Here is a 16,640-nt window from a genome sequence, read left to right as displayed (position 1 = left end):
CGGTCGCAAACCTTTGCCCGGATCAGGCGCCCCCAATTTGCAACACTCAGATCCAGGACTGTCGATTAACGTGTGCAAACTCATCAAACGTGCGAGGTTGGGTACCGGTTAAATTCTGAACTTCATCGGTCACTCTGTTTTCGCTGCCTTGTGAGATGCTGACGTCCATTCCAGCCAGTATCTCGGCGTAGTTGCGAGGCATTCCCAAACCGGTAAAGCGATCGATCATCTGCTTTTCACTTTGCTCGACATAACGAATTTCTCGCCCGGTCTCAGATGAGAGGATCCTGGCCACATCTTCATAGGAAAGCGCTTCGGGACCCGTTAGCAACACATCACTGTTCACGGCAGAACTCGCGGTGAGTGCAGCAAAAGCGGCTTCAGCGATATCGTCCGTATCGATGAACGGAACACGTCCTTCAGCCGTCGCAGAATAAATTTCATCATTCTCGCGGATGGTTCTCAGGTGTTGTTGTTCTGAAAAGTTCTGCATGAACCACGTCGGTCGGAGGACACACCATTCCGGCGCTACTTTTTGCAAATAGTCGTGCACCTGCCCCATCATTGGCCCGCCTGACGGGAGTGATGACGCACTCAACAGCACAAATCGGCGCACACCTTTTGCAAGAGCCAGATCAATGAACGGCTTCATGACCTTGAGATGATCTGCGCGGTCAGTCGGTGCCAGTAGATAGACGCCAGTGACCCCAGCCAATGCGGCAGTGAAACCGTCATGGTTTTCCCAGTCATGCAACACGTGGTTCGTCTCTTCGGGCTTTCGCGTTCCCACACGAACCGCAAGGCCACTTTCCTGCAGGCGCTTGACGATCCGCCTGCCGGTTTTCCCGGTGCCACCCGTCACAAGATACTCAGCGCTCATCTTGTGCCTCGTTCTGCAAAATCTGACGAAGCGACTCTGTGCTTCCAGCTGCGGCCAAAACCACAAGTGGATTCCAATAGTCCTTGTATGAGCTGATCAATCCGTCTTTCAGTTCGATCACCGAAATGTAGTCCTGATCGTATCCGGCGTCGGTCACATTGCTTTCTCCGGTGCAACTGAACTCAACAACAAATCGCGATTTGTCCGCAGTGGCGGTCACCTGATGTAAGATCAGAGTGTGCAATGACACGAGCTTGCCAACCCGCGGCAGATATCGCGCAAGCGCCGCCTTGCCATCCAGTCTTCGAATTGCGCCTTCTGGTGCATAGGGGAATTCAAAAACGATTTCTTCACAGACCATATCGAGAAGCGTTTCTGAACCCGGATTGAGCGCATCACCGAGTGCCTTGCGCAACAGGGCTGCGAAGTCTGTCAATTGAGGTTGTTGCGTAGTCATCTGACTTTACCTTTCAACGTCGGAACGCTACCGTCTCATCCTATTTAGGAGAGTTTCGATGGAACGCAACCGTATCGACGAAAAAAAACCTCGAAAACCTGCCGGCGCAGCGTTGAAAAGGCCTGAACTGACGCAGGCCCTCTACAGAGCGTTGTTCGAAGAATGGGCGGAAAGAGGATACGCGGCCATCAGCCTGGAAAGGGTCGCCTCGCGGGCGCAGGCCGGAAAGGCGGCTATCTATAGACGTTGGCCGTCAAAGCTCTCGTTTTGTAGCGATGCAATCAAGGAAACCGCGGTTCCCTTGGTGGAAACTCCGGATTGCGGATCGTTGCAGGAAGACGTTCAGGCATTTCTTGTAAATCTCAGACGGGTCTTGAGACATCCGCTTGTAAGAAAAATCCTGCCTGACCTGGAAGCAGAGCGCGCTCGCGGAGGCGAGATCACTTCCGTGCTCGATCATCTTGCCGCAGAACGGCGCGCGCGATTTCAAGATCTGATCGACCGGGCCGTGTTGCGGGGCGAGCTTGGTCAAACTGTCGATCGGGACCTGATTTTGGATACCTTGCCGGCTCCCCTCTACTGGAGAATGATCGTCAGAGGGCAAAATGCAAGCAGGACTGTGCTGCAGACGCAGGCAAGTATGCTGGCGGCTGCGCTCCGGGAAGCCTAGGGCAGATCATTCTCCAGAATATCCGCCAACGCCAAAGGCTCTATCACCATCGCATCGTGGCCGGATGCAATCTGGACCACAGGCCATCCGAAGCCTTTAGCCCGTTCCAAGGCAACCTTCGCGGGTCGATATGGCGGATCAGTACACTCGATATATGCGGCTGGAATGCCGTTGCCGATCGGATTGTTGAGTTTCAGCGCGGTTGTGAAGGTTCGAAACGGATGCGGGGTCAGCCTGGATTGGAGAAAAGCCACGTCCTGCGGGTGTGTGACACCAAAACTCTCGGGAGGTGCGGGAGGCAGGCTCAGACCTCCACTGGTTTGTCTGGCCAATTCCGTTCGGTCGCGCGCCATATCCTCAGGCAATAGATCCATCCAGGTTTCACCCGAATTCAGCATGATCGCGTCAAGATAAACCAGTTTTGCGATGCGGTCCGGAAGGAGATCGGCAACGCCGGTAATCGGGATTCCTCCGAAACTGTGACCGACCAGGACAACGTCTCTTATGTCCTCGAACTGAAGATGCGCGACAATATCCTCAACAAAGGTCTGGATGGTTATGTCCGCTGACAATAGATGCGCTCTTTCACCCAGACCTGTGTGGGTTGGCGTACTGACGCTGTGACCGCGCTTGCGCAGAATGTCCGCAACGCGTGACCAGCACCAACCACCATGCCAAACGCCGTGCACAAAAACATATGTTCTGGAAGTCATATGGTTATCCTGGGTCTATTCGGCCGCGTCTTGCTCAAACTGATACCCCTGCAACTGCTTGAGTTTGTGCCCCACCTGCACAATCGCTTCAAGAGCTGGAATGAGCTCCAGACCCAGGTCGGTCAGCTCATATTCGACGGACGGCGGTGACGTCGGGCGCACGTGGCGGAGCAAAACACCCCGGCTTTCCAGTTCCGACAAGCGTGCAGACAAGACCTTGGAAGAGACTGGAGGAATATCACTTTTCAGCTCGTTGAAGCGTCTTGGTCCCGCACGCAGGCTCCAGATCACGTTCGGCGCCCAAGCCCCGGCAATCACTTGCATGCACTCAGTCAGCATACAGGGTTCAGGTGGGCTGGGGCTCTTATTCTTGCGCATTTTCAACGGCATAACGCGTCTTTCACTTGTCGGGGTTTCCAGGTCACGGCGGCGAAATCAGGTTTCCCGGCGGTAACTCGATAATGCAAGTTACCAGTAGTTACCTACTTGTCAACAGATATCAAATTCCACACCTTCAGGCCATCGAAACCTCAAATGGAAACCTGAAACATGAAACTCTTTTACAAGCCCGGTGCCTGTTCCATGGCTGCACACCTGCTGCTGAATGAAGCCAATGCAAACTACAGTCTTGAAAAGGTCGACACAGAGGCTGGCCTGACGCAAAGCGGCGCTTCCTTTTCCGAGACCAACCCTCGGGGCTATGTGCCTGCCCTGGAATTCGAAAACGGCTATGTGCTGACCGAGAATGTTTCCGTTCTTCATTGGATCGGAGAAAATTTTCCGGAACTCTCATCAGACAGTGCCGGAAATCCTCTGGACCGCTTTCGGCAGCTGGAACTCTTGAGCTTCCTGTCCTCAGAACTGCACAAGGCCTTCAGCCCCTACTTTTCCGGCAAGGACTTTTCAGAAGCGGAGACACGGGAAAACCTGAGAAAACTGAAAGTCAAGATTTCGGATTTTGACAGTCTGTTAGTCGGTAGTGGCCGCTACCTGTTGGGCGATGCGTTCTCGGTCGTCGACGCCTATGCCTTTGTCATCTTGAACTGGAGCAACTTCATCGGCGTTCCCCTGACCGATTGGCCGGCGACACAGGACTATGTTGCGCGGATCAAAGCCCGGCCAGCTGCGCAAAGGACGTTTGAAGAAGAAGGCCTTGCAGCATGAGCGACGCCACCAGCCCCATCAAATCCGTTCTTTCCGATTATTTCGATGCGCTCTACTTTTGCGACACCGTGCTGCTGCAAAAGGTGTTTCACTCAAAGGCAATCTACGCAACTGCGGACGAAACACCCCTGCTCTACAGGACCATGAGCGACTACGTCCCTGTGGTCGCACGGCGACAGTCGCCGGCATCGCGCGGCGAAGAGCGCAATGATTCCGTGGACGAAATCCAGCTCGCCGGAGAAAATACCGCCTTCGCGCGAGTTCGCTGTACCATCGGCGACAAGGATTTCGTGGATCTACTAACCCTCGTTCGAGACCAGGGCACATGGAAGATCATGGCCAAAATATTTCAAATCAAAGTCCGGGAAGAAGGAGCCGAATGATCGATGCCCTATGTCAATATTCAAGTCACTCGCGAGGGAGTTTCGCCTGATCAGAAGGCTGAACTCATCAAGGGCGCAACAGACCTGCTGGTCAACATTCTCGGCAAAAGCCCCTCGACGACCTTCGTGGTGATTGAGGAAGTCGAGATGGAAAACTGGGGCATTGGCGGCCTGCCCGTTGAAGAGTACCGCGCAAGGCAAACGCAACGTTAAGTCAATGAAGCCGGATCTGTTCCGGCTTCATTGCCAATTGCGAACAGAAGGAGACACCTAATCCGAGACAGGCCTGGCAAAGATCGCTCCAAAGCTGTAGCAATTCAGCACCTCAATCAAGAAGCTCTATTGCTGTCAAAATCAAGACAATGACCCGCACGCTCTACCAGACAATTCTTGGTGCCGACTTCGATCAGGTACCTCCCGAAATCCGAAGGATGCACAGCTTTGCCCGTGTGGCGACCGGTTCTGCTGATGTGACACGCGGCCGCTCGCTGGTTGCCGGACTGATCTGCTATCTCGCGAGGCTCCCGGAGGCACGGAAGGGCGTCGCCGTTGAAACACGCTTTGCCCCCATAGAAAGAGGTGAAAGGTGGACGCGCGTTTTTGGCAAACAACCGTTTCAAACAGATATGATGGTTGGCACGCGAGACAATTTTCCCTGCATGGAAGAACGTCTTGGGCCGTTCTTGTTCAAAATGCGCGTCATCGCGACACCAGACGGTGTCGACCTGACACCGGAGAAAGTCTATCTCGGACCACTTTCCATTCCCCTGTGGCTTTCCCCCAAGGCGATTGGCCGTGAGCGGGTCAAAAACGGAAAGTACTCGTTTTTCGTCGAGGTGACCTTCCCAATTGTCGGGAAGGTCTTTGGCTATTCGGGCTGGCTTGAGCCCTCCGTGCTTCTGGACGAAACCAGGAAAGCCTGAACAGGTCATTCAAACTCCACCAGAGCCTTGCGTCGTTTGCCGACCGAAAGGGACAAGCGCTCATTTGCGCCCAGATCACCCGTGCCGATACGACGGCGCGCATCGTCAATAATATGATTGTTGAGACGCACGGCTCCTCCTTCGACCAACCGTCTGGCCTCGCCGTTCGAGCCGGCAAACCCCAGGGCGACGACCAGTTCCAAAAGGCCGAGGCCCTCGGCCAATCGGGCGAGCGGCAACTTGTGGGTCGGCTCAAGAATGTCGCCTTCACCCGCGAAGAGCGCATCCCCCTGCCGCAGAGCACTCAGCGCTTCCTCCGGACCGTGAACAATGGTCGTTACCTGCGTGGCAAGTATCTTCTTTGCTTCGTTCAACTCAGCGCCCTGCAACTCTGACAAACGCTCGACTTCCTTGATCGGCAGTTCAGTGAAGAGACGCAGGAATTTGCCGACATCGGCATCTGCCGTGTTGCGCCAGAATTGCCAGAACCCGAAAGGCGACAGGTGTTCAGGATGCAGCCAGACGGCACCGGCCGCAGTCTTGCCCATCTTGGACCCACCTGCCGTTGTCAGAAGCGGTACCGTCAGTCCATGAAGCTTGCGGCCGTCGCGACGACCTAACTCAACACCATTGACGATGTTTCCCCACTGATCGGATCCTCCGACCTGAAGACGGCACTCGTGACGTTTGGAAAGCTCCAGAAAATCAACGGCCTGCAGCATCATGTAGCAGAACTCCAGAACCGTCAGCGGCATTTGTGCCTCAAGGCGAGACTTGACGCTATCGAACGTCATCATCCGGTTGACGGTGAACTGGGAGCCATAATCGCGGAGGAATTCGAGGAAGCGAAATTCGTTCAGCCACTCCGCATTGTCGACCAACAGAGCCCCATCCGGTCCATCCATGTCGACCAGCCGTTCGACCGAGCGCCTGATGGAGGCAATGTTTGCGGCGATCTGGCGTTCTTCCAGCATCGGTCTTGCGTCCTTGCGGAAGCTCGGATCTCCAACCAGGCTTGTGCCCCCGCCAAGAACGACGATCGGACGATGTCCGAGCTTTTGCAGCCAACGCATCGTCATGAGCGGCATCAAATGTCCGACATGGAGGCTGGCTGCCGTCGCATCGAAACCGGCGTATGCGGTAATAGCCCCCTGCGACAGGGTGTTGTCGAGGGCTTCGATGTCCGTGCACTGATGCACGAGCCCACGCTCAAGAAGCACAGCGAGCGCTTCCGATTTGAGTTTTGAAGCAGGTTTCCCGGCTTCGATCATATGTTTGGTCATGGTTCGCTTCCCGGTTCCCCCGCCAGGAAGCTTGGGTCCTAGAAACCAAAAAGCCGCCCGACGCGGCGGCTTTTGAGGTGTCTATGTTGTGAGCAAGATCCTACGCAGCCGCCGGTATGTCGGTGACGTAATAAAAATACACAAAGGATGCGCTGGTCTTGATCATGGGAGCTTGATGCAAGATGACGAAGGATGAGTCAAGTGGCTTATCCGCTAACCGTCTCAGTCGGGCAAAAGTTTTGCAAGGATCTTGAAGAGCGTTTCGATGTCCCTTTCGGTCAATCGGTCGGCGAAATCTTCTTTGATCGCAGTGCGGTAAGTCGGCCACATTTCATCAAGCAGTCTTCCCCCTGATGACGTCAGATAGACCAGGACGCCACGCCCATCCTCCTGCGCTTTCCGCTTTTCCGCATGGCCAGCTGCGACAATCCTATCGACAAGCCGTGAGGCGTTGTACTGGGCAAGCAAGGTGCGTTTTTCAATCTCAATCAGACGCAATCCCTGTCCCTTTGCCCGCCGCAGTTCAAGCAGTACGTCGTACCAGGCAAGAGGCGGTAGACCCGATTTCTTCAATCTGTCTTCGACGCGCTCAAGAGCAATGTTGCTTATACGGTGTAGCCGCGCCCACGCGTTTATCGCCATTTCGTCCGGCAATTCTTCTGATTTCTCGGTCATGGACTGACATTGCCTTTTTAATGCAGATGCATCAATCTTGATTTTTCATGCAAATGCATCTAACTAGATGCAACTGCATAAAATTGGAGTATCACATGAGCGAAGTTCAAACTCTCATCAGCCATACCCTTTGCCCCTATGTTCAACGGGCGGCCATTGTTCTTTCTGAAAAATCCGCTCCGTTCGACCGGATTTACATCGATCTGGCAGACAAACCTGAATGGTTTCAAAAGGCTTCGCCTCTTGGAAAGGTGCCTTTGCTCAAGACCGGAGAAGGGCGTTACCTCTTTGAATCCGCGCCAATCGTCGAATATCTGGACGAAACCCAACCGGGCAGACTTCACCCGGACCAGCCTGTCGAACGCGCCAGACATCGGGCCTATGTCGAATTTGCCTCGCAAGTCCTGAACGGCATCGGCTCGCTTTACAACGCGAAACACAAGCAGGATTTCGAAGCAGCGAAGGCAGCGTTAAGACTGAATTTCTGCCATCTGGAAGAACAAATTGATCCCGAGGGCCCCTTCTTTGCAGGCGACCCCTTTTCGCTCGTCGACGCGGCCTTTGCGCCGGTTTTCAGATATTTCGATGTGCTTGATGACTTCGTGGACCTGAAGGTTTTGGATGGATTGGAGAATACTGAGAAATGGCGACAGCATCTGGCCAAGCGCCCCTCGGTGGTGACCGCCGTTGCCGAAACCTATCAGGAGGACCTCAGAGCATTCCTGCGCAGACGCGACAGTTGGCTATCCTACCTCTTGAAACAGTCTGACATTGCAGCATCGGCAACAGCAAAACACTGACTTGCAGCCCGTAATTCAGGCGATCGCGGCTCCGGCCCTGGTGAGGTCTTGCTTCAGAGATGGCCATTTGGCCGGCGTCGCGGTCAATATTGCCGGCTCGCGGATTTCAACTTCATATCCTCGAGACAGTGCTCCCTTGGCCGTTAACTGGACACAATGGCAAGCATCGAGACCGACAAGCGTCAAGCGGCCGATGTCCCGCTTTGCAAGAAAGTTCTCGAAATCCGGGCTCGAAAACGTGTCACCGATCGATTTTTCAAAGACGGAAGAATCACGAATTTCAAGCTTGCGGTCGAACTTCAACTCTTCCCGTCCTGGCGTTCCTATGCCTCCGGCGACAAGCTTCATCAACTGGATGATGGGCCAGTCACGAAAGACGTTCCTGACAAAAACCACGTCGTGACCAGCTTTCCGCGCGGCAGAAATCATCCTGTTGATTTCATCAAGAGCGGCGTCGCGCACACTCGGATCGAATGCGTTCTTACCGGTGTTGCGGGTAAAGTCTTCCTGCACATCAATAACGACCAGCGCTTCGTTCGGCCGAACACTATTGTCGATCTTGGCCCCTTTGGTCGGCGTTCCAAGCTTGCGGACGAAATAGGCAATATAGAGAAAGAGCCCCAGAAGACCCAGGATCACCAACCCGACGATACTCAATACTAAGGACATGATTGACCTCCTTGATGTCGTTTCATTCAAGCGCTTTCGGCTGATCCGGATCGTCTTCGAACTCGGCGAAATGATCGAGCATGGCACACAGAACCCGCTGGGTGGATTGAAGATCCTGTGCGGAGAACAGTTCGCAGACCTCATCGATCTCACCATTCTCCCTTGTGCGGATGTCGCCAAACACCGTTTCACCCGCCTCGGTCAGTAAGAAAAGCGGTGAGCGCTTGTGCGCCGGATTGGGTTTTCGCTCCACCAGGTGTTGATCTTCCAGCGCATACATCAACAACTGGATTTGTTGGCGGGCGAGGAAAAGCGTTCTGGCAACTTCGGGCACCGAAAGCGGACCCGCCTCCTGAAGCACTTCCAAAACGGCACGCATTCCCACGGTCACATCCGTCCCCTGAAGCTTTGCCTCCACGGCGCGTGCAAGGCGCCGATGCACCGGTCGGATCAAACGGATGATCTCATAAAGTTCGATTGATTTATCCATGAAACTCTCTTTGACAATAATATTGTCATTTTGACATATGTATTGTCAACAAGGAAAATTGAACAAACAAAAACCCCGGCAAAGCGCCGGGGTTCTCGCGTCTCAGAATACTGATGTCCAACCTATTCAGCAGCTTCCGGCGTCACCTGAGCTGGTTCCGGTTCGGTCCATTTCAGGACCGGTTTGCGGGCAGCGCCGGTTTCGTCGAGACGGCGGCGTGGAGCAAGATACGGCGCTCCGGAGAAGCGCTCTGTCTCACCTCGCTGCGCACTCATGACGAGATCGCGCATGGTGGCGACGAACAGGTCGAGCGACGCCCGGCTTTCAGATTCCGTCGGTTCGATCAGCATCGCGCCATGGACAACCAGCGGGAAATACATGGTCATCGGGTGATAGCCCTCGTCAATCATTGCCTTGGCAAAATCGAGCGTAGTCACTCCGCTGTCTTTCAGGAAACTGTCGTCAAAGAGCACTTCGTGCATACAGGGGCGGACGCCAAAAGGAAGGCTCATCAAATCCTGAAGGCCGACACGGATATAGTTGGCGTTGAGGACAGCATCCTCGGAAGCCTGTTTCAGGCCATCAGAACCGTGGCTCATCATGTAGGACAGTGCCCGAACATACATGCCCATCTGCCCATGAAATGCAGTCATGCGACCGAAAGGCTGCTCGTCCTCTGACGTTGCCGCATTCGTCTCAACCAATTCAAGTCCGGCATCGGACTTGCGGATGAAGGGAAGCGGCGCATAGGGCGCCAGACGATCCGACAGCACAACCGGACCGGAACCTGGACCACCACCGCCATGAGGTGTCGAAAAGGTCTTGTGCAGGTTGATATGCATGGCATCAACACCAAGATCACCGGGACGGGCCTTGCCGACAATGGCGTTGAAGTTAGCGCCATCGCAATAGAAGAAGCCACCTGCATCGTGGATCAGGTCGGCAATTTCCTTAACGTCCCGTTCGAACAATCCGCAGGTATTCGGATTGGTCAGCATGATCCCGGCAATGTTGTCTGTGTGCTCTGAAATTCTGTTTTTCAAAGTTGCCAGGTCTACGGTGCCATCATCCTTGGCATCGATGGAAACGACCTTGAACCCGAGCAGTGCCGCGGTCGCCGGATTGGTGCCGTGGGCGCTTTCCGGCACCAGCACGATCTTGGGATCCCGGCCGGCAGCCGTATGTGCGGCCTTGATCGCCATCATACCGCAGAGTTCACCATGTGCGCCGGCCTTGGGGCTCATGGCGACCGCGTGTGTCCCTGTCGAGACCATCAGCCAGTGGGCGAGTTCGTCGATCAGTTCCAGCGCGCCGGGTACAGATGAAACCGGCTGCAGCGGATGAATGTCGGAGAAGCCCGGCAGACGTGCCATCTTCTCGTTCAGCCGTGGATTGTGCTTCATCGTGCAAGAGCCGAGCGGATAAAGACCGCTGTCGATTGCGTAGTTGTTGCGCGACAGGCGAACATAATGGCGCATGGCTTCAGGCTCGGCGAGGCCAGCCAGACCGATATCGGCCTTACGTTCAAACGCACCGAGCTCAAACTCAATCCCATCGTCCTCGTCAAGATCGACGCCGGTCGTTTCAAGCGACCCGAATTCGAAGATCAGTGGCTCTTCCATATCGAGAGCGCGATTGCCGGTGAAGGTTTTTGGCCGGAAGCTCTCTCCTGCGTTGCCAGGTGCGGTCGGGCGTCCTTGTGTGTTCATGCTCATGCCAGCAACTCCTTCAGAGCGGCTGCGAAGGCAGCCCGGTCTTCATCCGTGTTGACTTCTGTCGAAGCAACAACCAGCAGATTGGCCAGGTCCCGGTTCTCGGGTTCAAGGCGCGATACCGGCAGACCTGCAAGGATCCCGCGCTCGACGAGGCGCTCAACAACGTCTTCGGCAACTTTCGGAAGAGACAGAGTGAACTCGTTGAAATAGGCCGTATTCAAGACTTCAACACCAGGCACGGCGCTGAGCAATTTCCTGAGTTTTACGGCATTGCCGTGGTTTATCCTGGCCAGCTTTGTCAACCCCGCCTGTCCCAGCAACGCCATGTGAATGGTGAAGGCCAGACAGCAAAGTCCAGAGTTGGTGCAGATGTTGGATGTTGCCTTGTCACGACGGATATGCTGCTCACGCGTTGAAAGCGTCAGCACGAACCCGCGCTTGCCTTCCGCGTCGACAGTTTCACCGCAAAGACGGCCCGGCATCTGGCGAACATATTTCTGGCGAGTGGCAAAGAGACCGACATAAGGGCCACCGAAGTTGAGGCCGTTGCCAATCGATTGACCCTCGCCAACAACAATGTCGGCACCTTGTGTTCCGGGAGGTTCGATTAGTCCCAGGGAAACCACTTCCGTGAACACTGCAATCAGCAACGCCTTGTGCTGATGCGCCTTTTCAGCAATCGGCTTCAGGTCGATAAGCTGGCCGTAGAATGAGGGCGACTGCACAACAACACAGGATGTTTCGTCGTCGATCTGCGAGAGGATATCTTCGGTCCCCATCGGATCTGCGGGAAGACTGACAACCCTGTCGCCTGACATGTTAGACAGGCCTTCGACGACTTCTCGATATTGCGGATGAAGACCGCCGGAAAGCACCGCCTTGTTGCGTTTCGTGACCCTGTGAGCCATCAGAACAGCTTCACCTGTGCCGGTGGAACCGTCATACATGGATGCATTTGCAACATCCATGGCTGTCAATCGGGCAACCTGTGTCTGAAACTCAAACAGATACTGCAAAGTGCCTTGGGTGATTTCCGGCTGGTAAGGCGTATAGGAGGTCAGAAACTCAGACCGCTGAATGAGATGATCAACGGTTGCAGGAACATGGTGCTTGTAAGCCCCGGCTCCAACGAAAAATGGTACTGACCCGGCCGACGTGTTTTTCGCAGCCATTGCAGAGAGCTTGCGCTCAACCTGCATTTCACTTGCACGTTTCGGAAGGTCCAAGAGGCCGTCCAGACGAACGTTTTCCGGTATGTCGGCAAACAGGTCGTCAATCGAATTGACACCGATCCGCGCAAGCATGTCGCCGCGGTCGGTATTGCTTAATGGCAAATAGCGCATCAGGCAGCTCCCAAGAGTTGTCAGACCCTGCCAACGGTGTCCGGATCCTGCTCCGGCCCTGTCCCGGCCAGTTGATCAACCGGCCGCGTCCACTCGTCAGCAGAGCGGTTCAATTTCTGCGGTTCATGCGGCATTTCAGGTTTCAACCACCCTTGCTGCATGTACCGGTCTACGGGCGTTCGACCTTTGCCTCACTCGTGCAGCTTGCGCCAACACGTTGAGCCTCGCTGGCCGTGCGCCCCGTTGTCATGGCGCCGTCAATCGGAGTGGTTCGGGCTCCACCACGATTTCGCATTTCACGGAGTTGGCGATGAAACAGATATCATGCGCCTTCTCGTGGAGATCCGTCATCCAGGTCGGATCCGGGGCTTCCGCTGCAATCAAAGTGATTTCCGGCTTCAATACCACTTTGGTAATCGCCATCTTGCCTCTGGCCACGCGGTTCATTTCACCGCGTGCATCGTCACGATAGCTCGCTACGTTAAAACCCGCCCTTCGGGCGAGGTCCAGAAACGACATCATGTGACAAGACGAAATGGCAGCCACGAGGGCTTCTTCCGGATCAACCGCACCTTCGATGGAATGAGGCAGGGGCACTATCGTGGGCGACGCGCTTGCCGGAACTTCCAAGCCACCGTCAAAACGCCAGATATGCCCACGAGAATAAGCATTGGCGGCATAATCACCGTCACATGCCCATTCAATCTTAGCTGAATAGTGGTGCCCCGCCATGAATTAAAGTGTCTCCACGAATGCCTTGTAGGCCGCCTGGTCCATAAGCTCGTTCAACTGGTCTGCATTGCCGACCTTCATCTTCAGAAACCAGGCGGCGCCCTCAGGGTCCTCGTTGACCTTGGCAGGTTCGTCTGCGAGCGCGTCGTTCGCTTCGACAATTTCACCGTCGATCGGTGCATAAACCTCACTTGCGGCCTTAACAGATTCCACCACGGCGGCCTCATCGCCCTGTGACAGCGCCTTGCCTGCTTCCGGCAGTTCGACAAAGACAACGTCGCCAAGCTGTTCCTGGGCATAAGAAGTGATGCCAACGGTGGCGACATCGCCTTCCACGGCAATCCATTCGTGATCCTTGGAGTAGTAAGTGGTCATAATTCTCGTCCGTTCTCTGGAGCTTTTTTACGATTTTGGTTTGCGGTAATAGCGATTGGGCACAAAAGGCATGTCCGCCACGGTGGCGGGCAAGCGGCGTCCTCGCACGATAAGTTCAAGCTGAGTTCCAATTTCGGCCTGCGCGCGTGGCACAAAGCCCATGGCAATCGGGGCACCGACAGTCGGCGCGAATCCGCCCGAAGTCACGGTTCCGATCACATCTGCACCCGGCAGAGCTATTTCAGCACCTTCACGAGCAGGCGCTTTGCCATCGAGGCTTAACCCGACGCGTACGCGGTCAGCGCCGTCACGGAGCTCTGCCTGAATCCGATCTGAACCCGGGAATCCGCCTTCTTCGCGGCGGCGTTTCTGCATACAGAACGTGATATTGCCTTCGACAGGAGAGGTCGTTTCATCAATATCGTGGCCATAAAGGCAAAGGCCTGCCTCAAGACGTAGACTGTCGCGTGCGCCAAGTCCGATGGGCTCGACCCTGTCATCTGCCAGAAGTGCCCGGGCTATTGCCTCGGCCGCACCAGCAGGAACGGACATTTCGACGCCATCCTCACCCGTATACCCAGCTCGCGCGATGTGACAGTCAATTCCGTCGAATTCCATGGAAGACGCGCTCATGAAAGCAAGTTCTGCCGCTTTGGGCGCGTGCGCAGCGACCGCAGCGACAGCTTCTGGACCCTGCACCGCAATCAACGCACGGTCCTCGACCACTTCGAGCCTGACATTTTCCGGAAGTCTGGCGCGAAAATGCGCGTAGTCGACATCCTTGCGCGCGGCGTTGACGACAAGCATGAGCCGACCATCATCATCGGTCGAGATCGAGCGGGTGACCATCAGGTCGTCGATAATTCCGCCTTCGTCATTCAACAGGACGGTGTAACGCTGTCGGCCGAGCCCAAGTTCGACAAAGTTCGACGGGGTCAATGCTTCCAGCGCGCGCGCGGTGGTTTCATGATCGGGTCCGATTAGAAAGGCCTGGCCCATATGGGACACATCGAACAAACCGGCCCTTGAGCGGGTATGCTGATGTTCGGCCATAATGCCGGCCTTGAATTGCACAGGCATGGAATAACCCGCGAAGGGTACCATTCGTGCGCCAAGTTCCACATGAAGGTCGTGAAGAGGCGTTTGTTTCAGATCGGACTCTGTAACGGGTTCCGCCATAACGGTCCTCGAGTTCGGGGTTGCGCAGTCTCAAACCGCCCATCGTGGGCAATGGTTTGTCTGCACCCCCTCTGTCCGAGTACCTGAGAGATTTCCCGCTAGCCGCCTCAGACGGCCGAGCGGTTACTCCTTCGGTGAGCAGTCCGCTTGAACGGATCACTGCTTTCCAGAGCGTTTTAACCTATGCGGTCCTTTTGCCTGAGAGTTTCCGGGGCGGTTGCTCCTTCGGCGCCGGCATCTAAACATCCGGCCTCTCCCGCATAAGCTTTAGCGTGTCACCACACCAATCAGGGGACGACCCTGATTAGGGCGCGATTGTGCGAGCCGGACATACTCTTGTCAATATGCGACGTGTCGCAACTGATGTTTGCCCGTGCAAAATCTGTTTGTCTTCTCCTCACAACGAGGTTTTTTAGCGACGGCGGCCTTCATCAAATCCGAAGACGATCTTGACGCTTGCGCCGGCGGGAATCGTGAATTTGTTTTCAATCAAGGTCCAGGTTTCGGCAGGTGCTCCAGCCGCAATTGAAACCGGGATCTTGAGAATCTCGGAACTCAGCGGTTTCTCGTCCTCTCCGCCGGGGACAACAGCAACACGCAGCGGCAAGACAATGTCTCCGCCCTGCCAGGCAGGGCCCGGGGTCACATCACCTGAGAAACCGAGCTTCATGCGGCGCCCGCCATCCGCTTCACTTGTGCAGGTGACAGCCCATTCCTCTACCGTGGCCTGATAGCGCAAACCCGATGGTTCGTTCTGTTTGCCGCGCACATAATTCATGATCAGATAGGTGTTGGGCTTCAACTGCATCGGCGGGCAAGGTACAGGCGGGGCAAACGTTTCAGGGGTCACTTCAATTGGCGCACGACCGCCTGAAATCACCTTGCCAGCAACGCTGTCCGCACCACCGCAGCCACTCAAAACCACCGCACACAGGCCAGCCCCAAAGGCAAGCTTTATCTTGGTTGCGGACACGGCTCGAAACGTTCTGATCATCATTTTCCCATTCGAATGCAACGCGACTTGGCGGGGCTTATTAGCAGGTCCCGCAATGCTTGGCGAGACTTGATGGCGACAATGCATGAAGCAGGAGATTATGGCCGAAATTATGCGCACTTGAGCGCACCTCCCTTGACAGGGAGGGAGGTGAAGCCCTTATTGCGGCCATAAGGGTTTGTCGAAAGTGGACCATGACCGAGACCAAACACGAAAAACAGCCTCTCAGCCTTCAGCTTTGCGCTCCGCGCGGCTTCTGCGCAGGCGTGGACCGGGCCATTCAGATCGTCGAACTGGCACTGACGAAGTACGGTCGTCCGGTCTACGTTCGTCACGAAATCGTGCATAATAAATTCGTGGTGGACGGTCTGAAGGCAAAGGGGGCGGTCTTCGTTGAAGAGCTGGAGGAAATCCCTTCAGAACACAGTGACAGACCCGTTATCTTTTCAGCACATGGTGTTCCCAAATCCGTTCCGCAGGATGCCGAGGCGCGGAAGATGTTCTATCTCGATGCCACCTGTCCGCTTGTTTCGAAAGTGCACAAGGAAGCGGAAATCCATTTCCGCCGTGACCGCGAAGTTCTCTTGATCGGACACGCAGGCCACCCTGAAGTGATCGGAACCATGGGTCAGTTGCCGGAGGGCACGGTCACCTTGATCGAGACCGAAGACGATGCCCGCGCCTATGTGCCCAAAAGCGATCGGCCCCTTGCTTATATCACCCAGACGACCCTTTCGGTCGATGACACTGCCGGCATTGTTGCAGTCCTGCAGCAGCGGTTCCCCGATATAGTGGCACCGCACAAGGAAGACATTTGTTACGCGACGACCAACCGTCAGGAAGCCGTCAAACACGTCGCGCCCAAGGTGGATGCGATGATTGTTGTCGGCGCGCCGAACTCGTCCAATTCGCAGCGGCTGCGTGAGGTCGCAGAGCGCGCAGGTTGCAAGATATCTGTGCTTATCCAGCGTGCAAGCGACATTCAATGGCAGGAATTCGAAGGCGTTCGGACTTTGGGCCTGACGGCCGGTGCATCAGCTCCCGAAACTCTGGTAGAGGAAATCATCACTGCTTTCGCCGAACGGTTCGATGTGACAGTTGAGACCGTTCATACGGCGGAGGAGACGATTTCCTTCAACCTGCCAAGGGAACTGCGGGACATGATTGCCCCGGCCCAGGCAGCCACCGGGTAAGA

Annotated in this window: 21 protein-coding genes and 1 riboswitch; of the genes, 7 read left to right on the top strand and 14 right to left on the bottom strand. The window is 55.4% G+C overall.

Going from position 1 to position 16,640, the window contains the following annotated elements:
- Nucleotides 1-46: 46 nt before the first annotated feature.
- Entirely contained in the window at nucleotides 47-880 is an 834-nt protein-coding gene (locus Q0835_RS04670; RefSeq protein ID WP_298958826.1) for an ergot alkaloid biosynthesis protein, read from the bottom strand.
- Complete coding sequence (locus tag Q0835_RS04665; protein WP_298958824.1) at nucleotides 870-1,337, bottom strand: nuclear transport factor 2 family protein; 468 nt, start codon at nucleotides 1,335-1,337, stop codon at nucleotides 870-872. The genes Q0835_RS04670 and Q0835_RS04665 overlap by 11 nt, the downstream gene beginning before the upstream one ends.
- Nucleotides 1,338-1,395: 58 nt before the next feature.
- Here Q0835_RS04665 and Q0835_RS04660 point away from each other — a divergent pair, with 58 nt between their 5' ends.
- On the top strand, nucleotides 1,396-2,007 hold the full coding sequence (locus Q0835_RS04660) for a TetR/AcrR family transcriptional regulator (protein WP_298813849.1): 612 nt from the start codon (nucleotides 1,396-1,398) through the stop codon (nucleotides 2,005-2,007).
- Here the strand turns inward: Q0835_RS04660 and Q0835_RS04655 are convergent.
- Together Q0835_RS04655 and Q0835_RS04650 are read right to left on the bottom strand one after the other, a co-directional pair.
- Nucleotides 2,004-2,720 carry an alpha/beta fold hydrolase gene (locus tag Q0835_RS04655; protein WP_298958822.1) on the bottom strand — a complete coding sequence of 239 codons (717 nt, stop codon included), beginning with the start codon at nucleotides 2,718-2,720 and terminating at the stop codon, nucleotides 2,004-2,006. The two genes, Q0835_RS04660 and Q0835_RS04655, sit on opposite strands and share 4 nt — an antisense overlap.
- Before the next feature lie 15 nt (nucleotides 2,721-2,735).
- Nucleotides 2,736-3,059, bottom strand: a complete 324-nt coding sequence (locus Q0835_RS04650; protein WP_265680758.1) for a helix-turn-helix domain-containing protein — start codon at nucleotides 3,057-3,059, stop codon at nucleotides 2,736-2,738.
- A 210-nt stretch (nucleotides 3,060-3,269) separates the two neighbouring features.
- Between Q0835_RS04650 and Q0835_RS04645 the strand changes: the two genes are divergently transcribed.
- The 4 genes from Q0835_RS04645 to Q0835_RS04630 all read left to right on the top strand — a co-directional run bounded on the left by Q0835_RS04645 (nucleotide 3,270) and on the right by Q0835_RS04630 (nucleotide 5,190).
- On the top strand, nucleotides 3,270-3,884 hold the full coding sequence (locus Q0835_RS04645; protein WP_298958820.1) for a glutathione binding-like protein: 615 nt from the start codon (nucleotides 3,270-3,272) through the stop codon (nucleotides 3,882-3,884).
- Nucleotides 3,881-4,267 (top strand): nuclear transport factor 2 family protein, encoded by a 387-nt coding sequence (locus tag Q0835_RS04640; protein ID WP_298958818.1) that lies wholly within the window; start codon nucleotides 3,881-3,883, stop codon nucleotides 4,265-4,267. The genes Q0835_RS04645 and Q0835_RS04640 overlap by 4 nt, the downstream gene beginning before the upstream one ends.
- Nucleotides 4,268-4,270: 3 nt before the next feature.
- A complete protein-coding gene (locus tag Q0835_RS04635; RefSeq protein WP_298958811.1) occupies nucleotides 4,271-4,480 on the top strand; it encodes a 4-oxalocrotonate tautomerase family protein in 210 nt (69 codons plus the stop codon).
- Nucleotides 4,481-4,629: 149 nt separating this feature from the next.
- Nucleotides 4,630-5,190 (top strand): DUF4166 domain-containing protein, encoded by a 561-nt coding sequence (locus Q0835_RS04630; RefSeq protein ID WP_298958808.1) that lies wholly within the window; start codon nucleotides 4,630-4,632, stop codon nucleotides 5,188-5,190.
- A 5-nt stretch (nucleotides 5,191-5,195) separates the two neighbouring features.
- Here the strand turns inward: Q0835_RS04630 and tyrS are convergent, their stop codons facing one another.
- Entirely contained in the window at nucleotides 5,196-6,473 is a 1,278-nt protein-coding gene (tyrS, locus tag Q0835_RS04625; protein ID WP_298958805.1) for a tyrosine--tRNA ligase, read from the bottom strand.
- A 222-nt stretch (nucleotides 6,474-6,695) separates the two neighbouring features.
- Nucleotides 6,696-7,148, bottom strand: a complete 453-nt coding sequence (locus Q0835_RS04620) for a MarR family winged helix-turn-helix transcriptional regulator (RefSeq protein ID WP_298958802.1) — start codon at nucleotides 7,146-7,148, stop codon at nucleotides 6,696-6,698.
- Between the two features lie 95 nt (nucleotides 7,149-7,243).
- Between Q0835_RS04620 and Q0835_RS04615 the strand changes: the two genes are divergently transcribed.
- A complete protein-coding gene (locus Q0835_RS04615; RefSeq protein WP_298813868.1) occupies nucleotides 7,244-7,948 on the top strand; it encodes a glutathione S-transferase family protein in 705 nt (234 codons plus the stop codon).
- A 15-nt stretch (nucleotides 7,949-7,963) separates the two neighbouring features.
- Here the strand turns inward: Q0835_RS04615 and Q0835_RS04610 are convergent, their stop codons facing one another.
- The 8 genes from Q0835_RS04610 to Q0835_RS04575 form a co-directional block, all read right to left on the bottom strand.
- Nucleotides 7,964-8,617 (bottom strand): cysteine hydrolase, encoded by a 654-nt coding sequence (locus tag Q0835_RS04610; protein ID WP_298813870.1) that lies wholly within the window; start codon nucleotides 8,615-8,617, stop codon nucleotides 7,964-7,966.
- A gap of 22 nt (nucleotides 8,618-8,639) precedes the next feature.
- Nucleotides 8,640-9,107 carry a MarR family winged helix-turn-helix transcriptional regulator gene (locus tag Q0835_RS04605; protein ID WP_298958799.1) on the bottom strand — a complete coding sequence of 156 codons (468 nt, stop codon included), beginning with the start codon at nucleotides 9,105-9,107 and terminating at the stop codon, nucleotides 8,640-8,642.
- Between the two features lie 122 nt (nucleotides 9,108-9,229).
- The gene (gene gcvPB, locus Q0835_RS04600) at nucleotides 9,230-10,822 is read right to left on the bottom strand and encodes an aminomethyl-transferring glycine dehydrogenase subunit GcvPB (protein ID WP_298958796.1); all 1,593 of its coding nucleotides are present in this window, start codon (nucleotides 10,820-10,822) and stop codon (nucleotides 9,230-9,232) included.
- Nucleotides 10,819-12,165, bottom strand: a complete 1,347-nt coding sequence (gcvPA, locus tag Q0835_RS04595; protein WP_298958793.1) for an aminomethyl-transferring glycine dehydrogenase subunit GcvPA — start codon at nucleotides 12,163-12,165, stop codon at nucleotides 10,819-10,821. The genes gcvPB and gcvPA overlap by 4 nt, the downstream gene beginning before the upstream one ends.
- A gap of 246 nt (nucleotides 12,166-12,411) precedes the next feature.
- Nucleotides 12,412-12,897 (bottom strand): OsmC family protein, encoded by a 486-nt coding sequence (locus tag Q0835_RS04590; protein ID WP_298958790.1) that lies wholly within the window; start codon nucleotides 12,895-12,897, stop codon nucleotides 12,412-12,414.
- 3 nt (nucleotides 12,898-12,900) lie between these two features.
- On the bottom strand, nucleotides 12,901-13,272 hold the full coding sequence (gene gcvH / locus Q0835_RS04585) for a glycine cleavage system protein GcvH (protein WP_298813878.1): 372 nt from the start codon (nucleotides 13,270-13,272) through the stop codon (nucleotides 12,901-12,903).
- A 27-nt stretch (nucleotides 13,273-13,299) separates the two neighbouring features.
- Nucleotides 13,300-14,451: a glycine cleavage system aminomethyltransferase GcvT gene (gcvT, locus tag Q0835_RS04580; RefSeq protein WP_298958787.1), complete on the bottom strand. Its 1,152-nt coding sequence runs from the start codon at nucleotides 14,449-14,451 to the stop codon at nucleotides 13,300-13,302.
- A 176-nt stretch (nucleotides 14,452-14,627) separates the two neighbouring features.
- Nucleotides 14,628-14,720: riboswitch (glycine riboswitch) on the bottom strand.
- A gap of 143 nt (nucleotides 14,721-14,863) precedes the next feature.
- On the bottom strand, nucleotides 14,864-15,448 hold the full coding sequence (locus tag Q0835_RS04575; RefSeq protein ID WP_298813882.1) for a hypothetical protein: 585 nt from the start codon (nucleotides 15,446-15,448) through the stop codon (nucleotides 14,864-14,866).
- 191 nt (nucleotides 15,449-15,639) lie between these two features.
- Between Q0835_RS04575 and ispH the strand changes: the two genes are divergently transcribed.
- Entirely contained in the window at nucleotides 15,640-16,638 is a 999-nt protein-coding gene (ispH, locus tag Q0835_RS04570) for a 4-hydroxy-3-methylbut-2-enyl diphosphate reductase (protein ID WP_298813884.1), read from the top strand.
- Nucleotides 16,639-16,640 lie beyond the last annotated feature (2 nt).

Origin of the sequence: uncultured Roseibium sp., from assembly GCF_947499295.1 — a bacterium.
In the GTDB taxonomy this organism is placed as follows: Bacteria; Pseudomonadota; Alphaproteobacteria; order Rhizobiales; family Stappiaceae; genus Roseibium.
This window is presented reverse-complemented; position numbering and strand designations above follow the sequence as displayed.

Excerpts from the sequence above, each read along its gene's own strand:
- Q0835_RS04670 (WP_298958826.1), bottom strand. The coding sequence starts at position 880 with ATGAGCGCTGAGTATCTTGTGACGGGTGGCACCGGGAAAACCGGCAGG.
- Q0835_RS04665 (WP_298958824.1), bottom strand. The coding sequence starts at position 1,337 with ATGACTACGCAACAACCTCAATTGACAGACTTCGCAGCCCTGTTGCGC.
- Q0835_RS04660 (WP_298813849.1), top strand. The coding sequence starts at position 1,396 with ATGGAACGCAACCGTATCGACGAAAAAAAACCTCGAAAACCTGCCGGC.
- Q0835_RS04655 (WP_298958822.1), bottom strand. The coding sequence starts at position 2,720 with ATGACTTCCAGAACATATGTTTTTGTGCACGGCGTTTGGCATGGTGGT.
- Q0835_RS04650 (WP_265680758.1), bottom strand. The coding sequence starts at position 3,059 with ATGCTGACTGAGTGCATGCAAGTGATTGCCGGGGCTTGGGCGCCGAAC.
- Q0835_RS04645 (WP_298958820.1), top strand. The coding sequence starts at position 3,270 with ATGAAACTCTTTTACAAGCCCGGTGCCTGTTCCATGGCTGCACACCTG.
- Q0835_RS04640 (WP_298958818.1), top strand. The coding sequence starts at position 3,881 with ATGAGCGACGCCACCAGCCCCATCAAATCCGTTCTTTCCGATTATTTC.
- Q0835_RS04635 (WP_298958811.1), top strand. The coding sequence starts at position 4,271 with ATGCCCTATGTCAATATTCAAGTCACTCGCGAGGGAGTTTCGCCTGAT.
- Q0835_RS04630 (WP_298958808.1), top strand. The coding sequence starts at position 4,630 with ATGACCCGCACGCTCTACCAGACAATTCTTGGTGCCGACTTCGATCAG.
- tyrS (WP_298958805.1), bottom strand. The coding sequence starts at position 6,473 with ATGACCAAACATATGATCGAAGCCGGGAAACCTGCTTCAAAACTCAAA.
- Q0835_RS04620 (WP_298958802.1), bottom strand. The coding sequence starts at position 7,148 with ATGACCGAGAAATCAGAAGAATTGCCGGACGAAATGGCGATAAACGCG.
- Q0835_RS04615 (WP_298813868.1), top strand. The coding sequence starts at position 7,244 with ATGAGCGAAGTTCAAACTCTCATCAGCCATACCCTTTGCCCCTATGTT.
- Q0835_RS04610 (WP_298813870.1), bottom strand. The coding sequence starts at position 8,617 with ATGTCCTTAGTATTGAGTATCGTCGGGTTGGTGATCCTGGGTCTTCTG.
- Q0835_RS04605 (WP_298958799.1), bottom strand. The coding sequence starts at position 9,107 with ATGGATAAATCAATCGAACTTTATGAGATCATCCGTTTGATCCGACCG.
- gcvPB (WP_298958796.1), bottom strand. The coding sequence starts at position 10,822 with ATGAGCATGAACACACAAGGACGCCCGACCGCACCTGGCAACGCAGGA.
- gcvPA (WP_298958793.1), bottom strand. The coding sequence starts at position 12,165 with ATGCGCTATTTGCCATTAAGCAATACCGACCGCGGCGACATGCTTGCG.
- Q0835_RS04590 (WP_298958790.1), bottom strand. The coding sequence starts at position 12,897 with ATGGCGGGGCACCACTATTCAGCTAAGATTGAATGGGCATGTGACGGT.
- gcvH (WP_298813878.1), bottom strand. The coding sequence starts at position 13,272 with ATGACCACTTACTACTCCAAGGATCACGAATGGATTGCCGTGGAAGGC.
- gcvT (WP_298958787.1), bottom strand. The coding sequence starts at position 14,451 with ATGGCGGAACCCGTTACAGAGTCCGATCTGAAACAAACGCCTCTTCAC.
- Q0835_RS04575 (WP_298813882.1), bottom strand. The coding sequence starts at position 15,448 with ATGATGATCAGAACGTTTCGAGCCGTGTCCGCAACCAAGATAAAGCTT.
- ispH (WP_298813884.1), top strand. The coding sequence starts at position 15,640 with ATGACCGAGACCAAACACGAAAAACAGCCTCTCAGCCTTCAGCTTTGC.